6 protein-coding genes and 1 pseudogene are annotated in these 15,663 nt (G+C 42.4%); all 7 read left to right on the plus strand.

The features are described from left to right. The first annotated feature begins 2,333 nt into the window (after nucleotides 1–2,333). Nucleotides 2,334–7,538 carry an MG2 domain-containing protein gene (locus RDO37_RS01745; protein WP_308497902.1) on the plus strand — a complete coding sequence of 1,735 codons (5,205 nt, stop codon included), beginning with the start codon at nucleotides 2,334–2,336 and terminating at the stop codon, nucleotides 7,536–7,538. Nucleotides 7,539–7,776: 238 nt separating this feature from the next. Next, a complete protein-coding gene (locus RDO37_RS01750) occupies nucleotides 7,777–8,097 on the plus strand; it encodes a hypothetical protein (RefSeq protein WP_308497903.1) in 321 nt (106 codons plus the stop codon). Nucleotides 8,098–8,214: 117 nt separating this feature from the next. Then, the gene (locus tag RDO37_RS01755) at nucleotides 8,215–10,308 is read left to right on the plus strand and encodes a class I SAM-dependent DNA methyltransferase (RefSeq protein WP_308497904.1); all 2,094 of its coding nucleotides are present in this window, start codon (nucleotides 8,215–8,217) and stop codon (nucleotides 10,306–10,308) included. A gap of 1 nt (nucleotide 10,309) precedes the next feature. Beyond that, a complete protein-coding gene (locus RDO37_RS01760; RefSeq protein WP_308497905.1) occupies nucleotides 10,310–11,596 on the plus strand; it encodes a restriction endonuclease subunit S in 1,287 nt (428 codons plus the stop codon). Between the two features lie 27 nt (nucleotides 11,597–11,623). Then, the gene (locus tag RDO37_RS10825; RefSeq protein WP_374045296.1) at nucleotides 11,624–11,923 is read left to right on the plus strand and encodes a restriction endonuclease subunit S; all 300 of its coding nucleotides are present in this window, start codon (nucleotides 11,624–11,626) and stop codon (nucleotides 11,921–11,923) included. A gap of 9 nt (nucleotides 11,924–11,932) precedes the next feature. Beyond that, nucleotides 11,933–14,920, plus strand: a complete 2,988-nt coding sequence (locus RDO37_RS01765; protein ID WP_308497906.1) for a DEAD/DEAH box helicase family protein — start codon at nucleotides 11,933–11,935, stop codon at nucleotides 14,918–14,920. A 450-nt stretch (nucleotides 14,921–15,370) separates the two neighbouring features. Then, nucleotides 15,371–15,663: pseudogene (locus tag RDO37_RS01770) on the plus strand (flagellin); the annotation flags it as partial.

Genomic DNA, 15,663 nt, shown 5'->3' on the forward strand with positions numbered 1-15,663 from the left:
ACGACTCCTTGTTAAAAACATACTTGTAGGGCAAGACAGATTGCAATGTCTGATCCCCCTACTTACTAAAACTTACTCTGTTAAATGTTTGTTTTGTTTGTTTGATTGTCTGCGACTAGCCCATAAGCTAAAGCGCTTATATTCGCGGACGGAACGCATTATGACAGTTTTACAACAGTAATTCAATGGCACATATGCAATCTTTAACATACTTGCATACAAGTATAGAAGTATCAAAAATTCGCAAAGCCATACTGCACTTGCATACGCTGTCAGTCGATGCTGCTACCAACTAGATGATCACTATTTTTTCAACAAAGCAATTACCAAGTTATGTTGCATTCTTACAGTTTTTTCCACATAGCAGTTGTTGCGTACTGCCTCAGTGTGAGATCGTCTGACGTTTTATCTTAAATGCGTCCTAACGTCTTATCGACGTAGTGGTCATCAAGCGCTCTAAATGCCTCTCTCCAAGCTTATTAACCTTGCATGCTTAATGTGCTTGAAGAGCTTTTTTTAAGGCCATATTCTTAACATTGACTCGCGTCACGTTTTTGAGTGTTTTAAAAGAGCCAAGGCTCTTTAAATGGGCGGTAAGCTGCTCTCATTTGCTCCTACGTAAGGAGAAATTGGCAAAAATCCTACCTGTGTAAAACATGATACAAGTGCTGTTTTTTAAGTCAGTGCCATACATTTATTGACGTTTTGTGACCTGATGGATAAATCGTAATACGATCTTGGCCTGATTTTAAAAAAAGTGAAAAGAATTTTTAATGTTGTAACTAGCAATCGCTATGATCCCCGTAAATCCTAGGATCTTGTATGACAGTAAAGTTATCAATCTCTCACTTTTATGCAAATTAGATTAGGTGAAAATGCTGCAAATTTTGCATAAGCGCATTTTGTGATCTACTCACATTTTATTGCATAGGTTAATCTCGTGTATCTTTATGTTAAGAGCTTGACCTTGTTCCTCGTGATCTCCATGTTTTCCATTTATGAAGATTACACGAGTACCTTTTTCTTAATGGTCTCGTTACTGCCACTAGTCATCTTAAGCCTGCTCAATGCCTTTTACCTAGGCAATAGCTGCTTGCGCTCCTCCCTCTTTAATCATGTGCGTGCATTAGACGAGGACAAGATCGACTTTTACATGACTCTATAGCTCTAGAGTTCTGAGCTAAGCCACCGCTGTGAAGCTATAAGTATTTGTGACAGCTTGGCATATAAAGATGGCAAGTATGGTTACGTATGCTCGCCATAGCATGGCTGCGAGTAAATTGACGCTCATACATTAAGTGCATGCTGCGAATAGATTGAGGCTTATGCAGTAAATGCAAGCTGCAGCGCTGTTACCTGGCTATATAAGGATCACTGCTGCTCGCGGGGAAAATAGAGTGGTGCTTTCTTCTATGCTGAAATGCCGCCTGTCTGGAGTAAGGCTCTTTATCCTGTGGCGGCATGCGTGGATGGCGGCTGTCTATAAATAGCTATTAATCAAAGTAGCTGAAGATGTCATATGTAGTGACAAAAGCAAGTGGCAAATAAGAGCCTAAGACGCTGTTAATTGCTTTAGGAAATGATGCAGTTAAAGAGGAAGTTGTTGTCCACTTGAAAAACCTAAGTGCGTGGCGCGTGAATGAGGATACTTGTCATGCCTAGGCTACTAGCTATGGGCTTTTGCTTTGTATTGGCGATGATTTGATGGCTTGTTAGGTTAGCTATGTTTTCCTTGGCATAATGTTATTATGCTTTTAGCGCCTCATTTGATAGCAAAGAGCGCAAATTTTTGCGTAATCACGTAATTTAGATAGAGATTTGCTAAACTTGAAGAGACTCACGCCTGAAGAATAGCGACGTATTCAGGGCTTGAGGATAGATGCAGTCTTCTATGTTTGTTTTCCAATACCTAGCAAGTAGGCACCTTTAAACTATAACCTTCTTCACCTGCTGATCTTTGACACGCCGAGCCTAGAGCTTGTCTTTTGTAGATGTATGGCGTGATCTTGGTGTTGCCGATGTTATAAGCACTGTACAAGCTTGATGCGAGCGCTGCTTGATAGCTTAGCTTAGTGTTCATCAAAAACACTCCTAGCTATGACTAGAAGAGATAAGTACTGTTTTGAACTCGTTTTTCATGGCTTGTGCTTACGTGCGTAAGTTGTTTGTCGACCATCGGTGAAGGATATTTTGTTGTGCCGTTCTTGAAGATAAGAGCAGCCTTTAGTCAAGGTAGAGAGCTTAACTGGAGTTAAATAATGCTTGCCAAACCACTATCTTTGAAAGCATCAAGCCTGAGCAAAACACCGCTTGCTTTGGCTCTTTCACTTGCAATGGGCACTATTTCTACTGCGTTGTGGCCTGCTGCAGTTAATGCTGAGCCTAACATTACCGTGCTCAAGACCTTAGAGATGACTAATAGCTCTCCTGCTACAGTCTGTCTTACTATGTCGGGCCGCCAGGTAGTGGATGATAGCTTTAGTAACCTTAGCAAGAACGTTAAGGTAACTTTACGTAATCAGCCAGTGGATGTGCCAGTAGCGGTTACTCAAGGCAATCTGTGTATTGATAAGCTTGAGTCTGGCAAGACTTACAATGTGCTGCTCAAAAAGGGCTTAAAGTTTAAATCAGGCAGCACCTTAGAAGAGCCAATCAACCACAAGGTTACTATCTCTGATAGCGTTGCTCAGATTAAGCTTCCATATAACATCATTCTGCCAAAGAATGGTGCTAACGACTCTTTTACCGTAAAGACTGTAAATCAGAGCGCCTTTAAGCTTTCTATCTATCGTATTCCGCCAACTGTCTTAGATAATTACGACCTTACAGATCTTGAAGATAGTGAGATGTCCATGTACATGGCTAATCACTTCATGACTAATTTAGGTCGTCCAGTCTATGAGCGCATCTTTGATATCTCTAAAGGCACCTCTGTGGATGTCTTTGAGGCTAAGCAAGCTCTACAAAAGGCTGAAAATGAAGGCAAGGCTTTAATTGCTGCAGACGGTTCTACTCCAGAGGATGCGCTCAAAGCTCAAGTAGATGCTGCCAAGAAGTCTCGCATTAGCGATGAGATGCGTAATCAAGTCAAGAGCACCGAGATCAAGCTTAAAGACTTTGTCTCTAAGTCAGATCACGGCATGTACTTGATCGTAGCTACTGATCCACGTGTTAGCTACACCAATGGCTTCTCTTACAGTGATATGAACAACAAGTCTCTGCCTATCACTGTTAAGATGATGATGATTACTGATCTTGGCATGACTACTTACCGTGCCCAAGACGGCATCTTGGTCAACGTCCGTTCTTTAACCTCTGCTAAGGCCTTAAAAGACGTAAAGCTCAAGCTCATTGCCAACAATGGTGAAGTTTTAGCTCAGACCAAGACAAATAAAGAAGGCACCGGCTCATTTGCTAAAGAATTTGTAACTGGCAAAAATGCCCTAGCACCTGCCAAGATCTTAGCTGAGGGTAAGAATGATTACTTCATTCAAAACCTCTCAGACGATGTCCTGTACTTAGAAGACAATCAAGGCTCTAAGTCAAATAGCAATTACGAGGTCTATGCCTATACCGATCGTGGTATCTACAGACCAAATGAGACTGTGCACTACACTGCTCTGCTGCGCAATAAGCATCTGCAGGCAGTCAACTTGCCACTTACTTTAAAGATCGTTAACTCCTATGGCTCTGAGTTATCCTCACACCTTTTAAGTGATTCAGCTATGGGTGGTTACAGCCTTGACTTTAAGATCCCTCAAGGCACAGTTAACGGCCGTTACAATGCCATGCTGTATTTAGGCGATACTTTATTAGAAGAGACCGCCTTTACCATTGGCTCATATGTACCTACTCAGATCAACACTGCCTTTATTAATAATGAAGGTGTGATCCCAGTTAATACTCCATTTAAGTTAAAGACTGCCACCAAGTTTAACTACGGCGGCACTGCCTCTAACTTATCTGGCTCCATGCGCATTACTCTGCGCCCAGATCAGCATCCGGTGCCAGCTGCAGCCAATGCCGCTAACAATCCTTTCTTAAAGAAGTTCCACTTTGGTCCAGATCAGCGTGAGTTTACCAATCTGACTAAGACTGAAGTAGTGACTGATCTTAAGAGTGATGCTGAAGGCGTAATGACCCATGAAGTATCTTTTGTACAAAGTCGCTTCCCACAAAAGGCTCGTGTTTCTGCCTCTGCTTTTGACACTAGTGGTCAAGAAGTAAGCACTGTTAAGACTTTCAAAGTGGCCTATAACAACCCACTTATTGGTGTTCGTCGCTTAGATGATGCCAAGAAGTCTTCTGACAAGGCCGAGTTTACTTTATGCTCATACCTGCAAGATGGCTCAACCTATCCGCAGGATGTTAAGTACTACCTCTTTAAGGAGTTTGTGGACTACAACTTTGTCTACGAGAATGGTACTTGGCGCTATGTAGTCTTCCACAGCCGTAATCTCGTGCATCAAGGCACCGTTAAGGTGGATAACCAAAGTCTGGATAAGGCTTTGATTAGCGCCGATTTAGAAGATGGCTCCTACGTACTTGAGCTTGAGTCTCCTAAGTCAGCTACTACCTTATCTTTCGTTAAGGGCTTTAGCTCCTCAATGGATAATCGAACTCCTGATCGCGTAGCTGTCTATACCGATCAAGAGAGCTATCTGCCAGGCGATAAGATGATGCTCAGCTTCGATAGCCCATTTGATGGCTATGCCAACTTAGCCATTGGCTCAGAGGGCATTCAAGACTTTAGAACCTTTAAGGTAAACCGTGGTCACAATGAAGTAGATATACAGATCACCGAAGATCTCTATCCACAAGGTCACGCCCTGCTCTCTTTATTCTCACCAATTGATGAGAGCACTGCCGGCATCATCCGCGCAGTCGGCCTCGTTGATATCAATATGAACTCTGATGTGCATAAGTTCAACGTAACTACTAGCGCAGCAGATGAGATTAAGCCAGGCTCTACCTTTACCGTTAAGGTTAATGCACAAAAAGCCGATGAGGCTAAACAAGATAATAGCGCTGCCCAAGATAAAGAAACAGCTACTACCGGCACTGATGGTGACAAGGTAACCGGCTATGCTCGTGTAACCTTAGTTGACAACGGTATCTTAGGCCTTACTAAGTATGCTGCTCCGGATCCAAACAAGGTCTTCATGCAAGATCGCGCCTATCAGGTAGATGTGTACGATCCATATAGCATGCTGATCCGTGATCCTAAGCAACAAGGTCAAGGCTATGGCGACGGTGCTGAGGATATGATGGCCAAGGCAACTGGTGCTATGTCATTAGACACTGTTTCCTTCAAGACTGTGGCTTTAGCCTCTCAGATCGTGCCTTTAGATGCTAATGGTCAGGCTGAAGTTACTTTTGATGTGCCTAAGTTCTCAGGCTCACTTAAGTACATGACTGTCGCATGGGATGAAAACCGTACCGGTGCAAGCAATGCTGACGTGACTGTACGTGACAAGGCTGTGGCTACTATTGGCCTGCCACGCTACTTAAATGTGGGTGATACCGTTCAGGCTCGCTTAAATCTGCACAACCTCAAGGCCAAGAACCATGACTTTAAGGTAGACATCTCTTGTGAGGGTGCCCTTAAGTGCTCTATGCAGTCTAAGCGTACTTTAAAGCCAGGTATTCGTGAGGATAACTACTTTGATGTTACTGCCATCTCTGATGGTATCGGCAAGGTAAATCTGACCGTTATTAACCCAGATTACAAGTACACTGACAGCTTCCCACTGCAGGTTACCTATCCTCAGATGGCTATGCTCAAGAGCTATGTAGCCCCTGTTGATGCCAAATCTTGCGCTGCTGTTGCTATCGGTGCCAATGACTTTAATGACATTGATGATGTACTCATCAATCTGTCCTCTCTACCTTTTGTAAACCCTGTAGCCTTAACTGCAGAGCTTGATAAAGGTGAGGATACCTCGATCTCAGGTTTAGCTGCAGAGCTCGAGTCTAAGCTCTTATATGGCTCAACTTTAGTAGCTACTGCTGAGTCATTAAAGCAAGTTGAAGAGGCTCAAGATGCTGATGATGCTCTTAAGGCAGCTAAGCCTTATGCTAATGCCGAGCAGCTTAATGCTAAGATTCAAGAAATCATCTTTAGACTCTTAGCTAGACAGCGTAGCTCAGGTAACTTCTACAGCTGGTCAGATATTGATAGCCTCTATGCAGCAGATGTCATCATCAAGGCCTCTGAGGCAGGTCACAATGTTAACGCTGATGCTTTAGAGCGAGCCATTACCTATGTACGCTCAGTAGCAGCTACAGGCTCTGATCTATCTCCATATGCTTTATCGATTCTCTCCACCTTCGAGAGCATTAACCAAGCTGAAGTTCGTCGTATGCTCGATGAATATACCTATAAAAAGCCTTTTGCCTTAGCTCAGCTGGCAATTGCCCTCAATAACATCGGAGATAAAGCACGTGCTAAGATTGCATTGAATCAAGCTATGGAAGGCTTGCAAGAGTGGCAGTCAACCTATAACTCTCTGCTGGGCTTAGAAAGCCCAACAGATACGAGTGCTTTAGAGCTTATTGCTCAATTAGAAGGACTGCAAGTTGAAGGTCAGTACAATCTGCGTGAAGTTGCCTTTAGAGTAATCAATGCTGCACAGCAAATTGGTATGTACGATACTGTGGTCGCTACCTTTACCAATCTGCACGCTATCAACACAGCTCCTGACTACATCAGTGCCACTGAGGCTGCTGCCAAAATAAGAGCTGACTATAGCTTAACTGGCGGCACTAATGTCGAGTCTCAACGAGCTCTGCTAAGCTCCGATGAGATCGCCAAGCTCATGCAACCAGTAGCAAAGGCATCAGCTGACAAGGCCTCAGCAGCCGATACAGCAGCTAACCAAGCAACAGCTGCCAATACCGAAGCTGACGCCCCTGCAGATGCTTCAGCTGAGGTTATGTCTCAAGATGCAGCAGTTGGCGATAAGCTCTACACAGTATCAGCTGGCAAAGTAAGCGTAAACAATACCAGCTCAAATAAGCTCTATGCCAACGTTACTGTCTTAGGCCAGTACAAGCATGACAAGATCATTTCTAACAAGGGCTTCTTTACTAAGGTAAACCTCTTCAACCGTGATGGTGCGATTGATCAGGATTACTATGTATTCCAGCCTAATGAAGAAGTGCTCATGGAGATCTTTGTGGATAAGAATCAGCTATCCAACGATGACATCATCGTTAAGGCTAAGATCCCAGCAGGCTTTGAGTTTGTACGTCGCATGAAGCGTGATGACCCATCATTTGGTGCTTTATTTGACAAGGATGACTCATACTCTCTCTTCCCTGACATCAGTGACTTTAGCACCTCCGATGACACCATCAGTGCGCTCTTTAGACGCTACAACGTCGGCAATAGCTTCTCACTGTTTGTAGTCTTAAGAGCAGCTCACCCAGGCACCTTTACCCAAGGTGAGAGCATGGTTCAGTACAAGACTGACCCAGGTGTTTACGGCACCTTCATGAGCGACACCCCAATCACTGTGGCCAAACCAGGCAAATAGCCCAAGTAGCTAACTAACGCCAAGAGCCACAGCAGCTCAAGCTAGCACCACCTGCTAGCCACAGCGCCGCTCAAAATACCTACAACGCCCTCCTCGTGAGGGCGTTCTTATTTCTGGCAAATTACTGACTCTTTGTGCCATTGCAAATGCCACCAGAACTGGCAATGCAGTATTATTGAAGAACTGCCAAGCAGATACACAGACAAATAGACAAAGCACACCACTACAAGGAGGCATCATGCGCCTATCTCTATTAGCATTACCCCTGCTCTTATTACCACTTAGCGCTAATGCAGACGTTCTACACACTAATCACTTTGGTGAAGTCTTTGACGGCGACTTACCCTTTGCAGTTGGCAAAGTAAACACCTCGACTGCAGGTCGCTTAAAGACTGACATGTTTGGTGACATCTATGTTGAAGGCAGCCACTTTAAAGTTGGACATATTGATGGTGTCTCTATCGCTGGCGAGCTGTACATGGATAACTTTGGTGACGTCTACGTAAAAGGCAGTCCATTTAAGGTCGATGCCAAGGAAGCTTTAAACCTCAAAGACTGATGCAGCAACAAAATTCCAATGGTGCATAAAACTAATGCGTTTAGCTATCGTTGATGCACATAAGAGTATATAATTTATATACAAACTATTAACTAATACTTACGTAAGTACAGAGCTATGGATAACAAACATCTTGCTGATTGGGATGACAACCCAGTCGACTTTTCAGTAGAAGTAAACTTTATTTGGACGATCGCTAACCGACTTCGTGGTGCTTATCGCGCTGATAAGTATAAAGATGTGATTATTCCAATGACTATTCTGCGCCGCTTTGAGTGTGCCCTTGAAGGAACTAAAGCCAAACTATTAGCAGAGCACAAGTCTACTCCAAACATGCCTGCAAAGATGCTGCAGCGTATCTCTGGCTTCTCTTTTTACAATATAAGCCCTTTTAGCTTGAATAACCTGCTAGATGATCCTGAGCATATCGCAGCTAACTTAATAGCATATATCGAAGGATTCTCTGATAATGTCCAAGACATTATCAACAAGCTAGGCTTCATCAAGCAGATCGATAAGATGGAACAGACCGACCGTCTCTACTCTGTAGTTCAAGGCTTTGCTAGCTTAGATCTTGATCCTACTCATGTAGACAATATCAAGATGGGATACATCTTCGAAGACTTGATCCGTCGCTTCTCTGAAAATGAGGAGGCTGGTGACCACTATACCGGACGCGACATTATCAAGACTATGGTATCCATTTTGTTAGCCGAGGGTAGTGATGACGTATTCCAGCCTAACAAGGTCATAACTGTTCTAGACCAAGCTGCAGGTACCGGAGGCATGCTCTCTACCTGCTATAACTATATCCGCCGTTTTAATCCTACTGCAGATGTTAGATTGTTTGGTCAGGAGGTTAACGATGAGTCATACGCAATTTGCCTAGCGGAAATGCTTATCAAAGGCCAATCAGCTGATAACATCCGTTATCAAGACACTTTCAAGGCAGATTGTTTCCCTGGACAAAAAATGCGTTATGTCCTAGAGAATCCTCCATTTGGTACACCTTGGGGTGGTAAAGATGCCCCTGACGGTGCTGAGGATGCCGTACGTGCCGAATTTGCTAAAGGCGAGAAGGGTCGTTGGGGCGCTGGTCTGCCAGGAACAGGCGATGCGCAGCTTCTTTTTATCCAATCTGCAGTGAATAAGATGGATGACAAGATTGGTCGTGCTGCAATTGTTGAAAATGGAAGCCCGCTATTTACTGGAGGTACATCATCTGGTGAAAGCCAGATTCGTCGCTGGCTTTTAGAAAATGATCTTATCGAGGCAATAATTGCTCTGCCTACTGACATGTTCTACAACACAGGTATTGCTACCTATATTTGGGTTCTTTCTAAGAACAAGCGTGCAGAGCGGCAAGGTAAAGTCCAGCTTATTGATGCAACCTCATTCTGTACTAAGCTTCGTAAGTCATTAGGCATGAAGCGCAACGAGATTGACGCTGAAAACCGTAAGCGTATTACAGAGATGTATGCGAATTTCGAGGAGAACGAGTACTCTAAGATTTTCCCAAATACAGAGTTCATGTACCGCGAATATACAGTCATGCAACCTCTGCAGCGTAGTTATGCCATAACTGAAGATCGTATCGAAAGTATGCTGAATGCTGGCGCACTTAATACTCTCTATGATGGAGCTAAGCGCTACGAGCTTGAAAACGCGGAAGATGAATTATCTACCAAAGACAAAAAGAAACTCGAAGAGATGATTGCCAACGAAGCTTCATATACAGCGATCCTTGAAGCACTGCGCTCAAACATCTCTGACAAGGTTTATAAAAACCCAGAGTCGTTTGAGCCAGTCCTCAAGGCTGCTATTAAGCAATGCAACATTGATAAGAAGCTTCTTACACGCATCATGGATGGTCTTTCTCTCATAGATAAGACTGCTGATATTCAGTACAACAAGAAGAAAGAAATAATCTATGACAAGGCTACAGCAGATACGGAAGTGGTTAAATACGAAGAGACCATTGATGAGTATATGGCCCGTGAAGTTCTGCCTCATGTTCCTGATGCAAAGGCTTTCTTTGAAGAAGATCTCTTTGCAAAGACTCCTAAAATCAAAACTGGCGCTGAAATTCCGTTCACTCGCTATTTCTACAAGTATCAACAGCCTGAGAAGAGCGACGTTTTAGCACAAAGATTCATTGAGCTTGAGACCTCTGTCAGAGCTCGTATTGCAAGCCTATTTAAAGGGGATTGATATGCCAATGCGTGAGATGAAATCAAGCGGCGTCGAATGGATCGGCGATATACCTTCTAGTTGGCACATAACTAAAATTAAATACGCTTATTTGATTATTTCAGGAAATGGCTTTCCTATAAGCATGCAAGGCAAGGACACTGGCGACTTTCCTGTATTTAAAGCTAGCGATATAAGCATTAACCACTTCTGCACAGCTCGAAATTCAGCAAACTACATAACAAAACAAGAATCTCATAGCTTCAAGGTGCTATCTAAAGGAACAATCATTTTCCCAAAAATTGGAGAGGCCTTAAAGAAAAACAATCGAGCAATTCTTGGGGTTAACGCGTGTGTAGATAATAACTGCCAAGGATTAGTTCCAGTCAATATGCATGATAGATACAGCCTATACTTACTGTCATGTATTGATATGAATTGGTTTAACAATGCTTGCACTGTACCATGTATCGATAATAGCAAATTAAAAAACTGCTATATTCCAAGCCCTGTCAAGCAAGAGCAAACAGCAATAGCATACTACCTCGACTCTAAGTGCGCCGAGATCGATGCTTTAAAGGCTGACATTGAAAAGCAGATCGAAACTCTTCAAGAGTACAAGAAGTCCGTTATTACAGAAGCTGTGACCAAGGGACTTGACCCTAATGTTGAAATGAAGATTTCAGGCTGTAATTGGATTGGCCAAATACCAAAGGCTTGGACTGAAAGTAAAGTTAAATTACATTTAAAAAGACGAACCGTCCGCAATCCATCTCCAGGTAATACAGAGATTTTGTCACTTTATCGAGAATATGGCGTTATTCCTAAAAATAGTAGGGACGATAATCATAACGTGACTTCAGCTGATACTAGCAAATATTTGTTTGTTCGTAGAGGAGACTTCGTGATTAATAAAATGAAGGCTTGGCAAGGTTCTGTTGCCTTATCAAGTTACGAAGGTGTTGTGAGTCCTGCTTATTTTGTCTATGAATTTATCTCCGATCAACTGGATAAACAATATCTCCACTATCTTTTAAGAAGTTGTTATAAAGATGAATTTAGACGACTTTCTGCAGGTATAAGAGAAGGACAATGGGATTTGTCACCTGAAAGCTTTTCTAATTTATTACTAATTTTACCTTCTCTAGAGGAGCAGATAGAAATTAGTCAGTATTTAGAAACAATTTTGCCTCAAATTGATAAATTAATAAGGGATAAAGGCAACCAACTTGAGACTTTAGCTCAATACAAGCAATCCCTTATTTACGAATACGTAACGGGCAAAAAGGCAGTCCCAGCTAGCTTCTAGGAAGTGACATCATGGCAAAGACTTTAATTGACGAAAGAAACGCTCTGCAGGCTGAAATTCTTCAAGAACTTCAAAGATCAATGTGTCTCTACTATGACCGGATCTGGAGGTCTAAAAAGAGTTTCATCATATTTTATTAATAATTGTCCTGTACCATTACCTCCATTAAAAGAGCAACAATCAATTACTACTTTCCTAGACAACAAAATTCAAACGATTAATTCTGCATTGAACGTTAAAAGTGAACAACTGACTATATTAGCGAAATACAAACAGTCACTGATCTATGAGTACGTGACAGGCAAGAAAACCGTACCTAACGCATAAGGCACGACTATGAAAACATTTATCCAAGAGCGCAATGATTTTCAAAAGTACATCATTGAGCAGTTACAAGCCTCTAATGGCTATCTTGTTCGTAATGCCAAGACAGACTACGACAAACGCTTTGCAATGGATCCTTCATTGCTGTTTCGCTTCTTGGATGAGACCCAGCCTGATGAGATGGCTGCTTTTCGTAAGATTCACAAGGATGAAGCAAACAAGAGTCTGATTGAACACATCAATAATCAGATCGTCCAAAATGGCCTTGTCTTTGTTTTAAAGAATGGCGTTGAGCTTGGCAAAGGACACAAGATTAACTTGATGTGCACTAAGCCTGCTAGCAAGATGAATACTAAGTTGACTACACTCTATGACAATAACATCTTTTCTGTCATGGAGGAGGTTGTCATTAGTGACAAAGAGCGTATTGACTTGGTTGTCTTTCTTAACGGCTTAGCTATCATATCCTTTGAGCTAAAGAGCAATGCATCGGGAAAAAGCGTGGATGATGCTGTTGAACAATATCGTAAACAGCGTGATCCTAAGAACCGCTTATTCTTATTTAAGGCTGGTACATTGGTGAACTTCGCTATGGATCTCAACGAAGTTCGCATGACTACGCAACTCGACAAAGAAGAGACCTACTTCTTGCCATTCAATATGGGCAACGGCACTGGCGTTAATGCGGGCGCTGGTAACCCTATTATTCCGGGTAAATACAGTGTGTCATATATGTGGGAAGACATCCTTAAAAAAGACACACTTATTGATCTGATTAGCCATTTTATCTTTGTTGAGATTACACAAAAGATTGATCCGCTAACCGATAAATTAGGCAAGCCTAAAGAAAGGCAGATATTCCCTCGCTTCCATCAGTTAGATGCTGTACGCAGAATTATTGAAGACGTAAAAGTCAACAAGAGCAGCTGCAACTATCTAATTCAGCACTCTGCAGGCAGTGGTAAGACTAATACTATTGCATGGCTTGCACATAGGCTAGTATCGCAATTTGATGAAGACGACAAGGTCATCTTTAATACCGTATTAGTCGTAACAGATCGCGTGATTGTCGATCGCCAGCTACAAGAGGCCGTACGTAAACTTGACCATAAAGCAGGCCTGATTAGAGTTATCGACAATCAATCTACTTCAGCTGATCTAGCAGATGCCTTACAAGGACGTGCCAAGATTATTTGCACTACCTTACAAAAATTCCCGTATGTACTAGATAGCGTACGTCAGCTAAAAGATCGTCGTTTTGCTGTAATCATAGATGAGGCCCATTCCTCTACTTCAGGTAAGAATATGGGCGCTTTGACTAGAACTCTTAGTAAAGACGATGATACGTTTGAGACTATTGAAGATAAGTTTACTGATGACATACGAAAGCATGGCAAACAGGAGAACGTATCTTTCTTTGCCTTTACTGCTACTCCTAAAGCGACAACGATTGAGCTGTTTGGTACCTTAAACTGCTATGGCCATAAGCAAGCGTTCCATCTTTACTCAATGAAGCAAGCAATTGAGGAAGGCTTTATTCTTGATGTGCTATCTAACTACGTTGAATACAAAACGTTCTATCAGCTGAATAAAGCAATCGAAGATGACCCTAAGGTTAAAACAAGCGATGCAAAACGCCAGATCGCACGTTTTATTCAGCTTCATGACACCAACATAGCTCAGCGTATCGAGATCATAGTCGAGCACTTTAGGCAAAATATCCAGCCAGAGTTAGGCGGCCGCGCAAAGGCTATGGTTGTTACACCTTCTCGTGAAGCTGCAGTCAAATACTACCAAGCGTTTAAGCAGTACGTTGATGAACATCAATACAGTAATATTAAACCATTGGTGGCTTTCTCTGGAAAGGTAGTTGTTGAAGATGATGGGAATAATGAATATACCGAGTCTGGCCTAAATGGTTTTGCTGAAGATAAACTGCCTAGCAAATTTGATTCAGACGACTATCAGGTGCTACTAGTTGCTGATAAATACCAAACCGGCTTTGATCAACCAAAACTATGTGCCATGTATGTCCTCAAGGCGCTCAATGGTGTTACAGCAGTGCAGACACTCTCAAGGCTCAACCGCATTTGTCCGCCTTTTAACAAACGCACTTTTGTAATGGACTTTGTAAACACTTATGAAAAAATCCGTGATGCGTTTGCACCATACTACACAGCTACTTTCTTGGCAAACAGCGTTAATACATCATCAATTATTGAGTTAGAAAGTAAAATCGATGGTTACTACATAATCGACTATTCTGATATTGATGCTTTAGTAGAGTACATAGAGAATGGAGTAAAACAGCCGAGAGGGCAGATCGGGCTTCAAAACAGCATACGTCGCGTTGTTGACCGTTTTAAAAAGCTAGAAACAACTGATCAGAAGGAATTTAAAGCACTTGTTGGAGGCTTTATCCGCCTATATGAGTTTCTCATTCAAGCAACTAGTTTTGAAGATGTAGAGCTGCATAAGAAGTACTTGTTCCTGACCGTCCTTATTGATCAACTCAATATAGGCTCTACTGGAAATGGAGTAAATCTCAAAGGAAAGCTTGCAGCAACTAACTTTCAGCAAAAGCAAGTTAAAGAGACACTTAATCCTAAGCAAATCAGTAATGCTTTCGTTAAACTTGCAACAGCTGAAGGATTTATTATCTCTGAGGAGATGGAAGAGAAGCTCTCTGAGATCATCGATAAAATCAACAGCATGCTAGGCAAAAACTTTGATCCTAATATTGTTGTGCCTTCGCTGCTTCAGATTAAGAATCTGCTTTTAAAATCAGATGCACTCAAGTCCAGCGCTCAGAACAATACTGAAGAAGACTTCAAATTTGCATTCTTTGACCGTGCTGACGATGAGCTAGTCGCAGGATGGGAGAAAAATAAAGAGTTCTTCTTCACCATTCTTGAGAACGAAGATGTAAAACAAGAATTGCTTGGCATCTTCGTTCCTGAGGTTTATCGCCATCTAAATGCATCTATAAGCATGCAATAGATAGCCAAATTGAATCGCATTAGCTCTGGCCTTTACTTATGGTCAGAGCTAGTATGATCCTGTCTCTATAACCTACTTACATCCCCACCCTATACTCTTCACACTACCAGGCATTACATACTGTGCATAGCTCGACTCTGAACTATAGAGTTATCTAAACATAAGTACCAAGACCGATCGTCGATGTTTTAGAACGTCAAAAAATGTTTGCTAAGACGGCAAATAGTAAATCGACACACGGCAAAATAAGAACGCGAGTCGCGCTTTACATACATCTCACGCCGTTTTACTAGCAAATCCGCTGTAAACCTAGCTTGGCTAATTGGTATAACTATTGCTTGTGTAATGAATGCCTTGAAAACACTCTAAGTCATTGTTTTCAGGCAGCACAAAGCTTAGTGGAGATTTGCTAGTTGGGCTTCTCTCTACTGATATGAAAAGGAGAGATTCATGGCTTTATATGTAAATACCAACGTGAGCTCGATTAATGCTCAACGTAAGCTCGCTAACTCCACTCTAGCTTTAAACACCTCATACCAGCGTTTATCCTCTGGCCTTCGTATCAACAGCTCCAAGGACGACGCTGCTGGTCTGCAGATCTCTGATCGCTTAACATCCCAGATTAATGGCCTCAATCAAGGCAACCGTAACGCCAATGACGGTATTGCCTTAGCTCAGACCATCGAAGGCGCTCTCGACGAGACCACCAACATGCTGCAGCGTATTCGTACCCTCGCAGTTCA

The sequence above is a fragment of the uncultured Anaerobiospirillum sp. genome, from assembly GCF_902485895.1.
Taxonomy (GTDB): domain Bacteria; phylum Pseudomonadota; class Gammaproteobacteria; order Enterobacterales; family Succinivibrionaceae; genus Anaerobiospirillum; species Anaerobiospirillum succiniciproducens.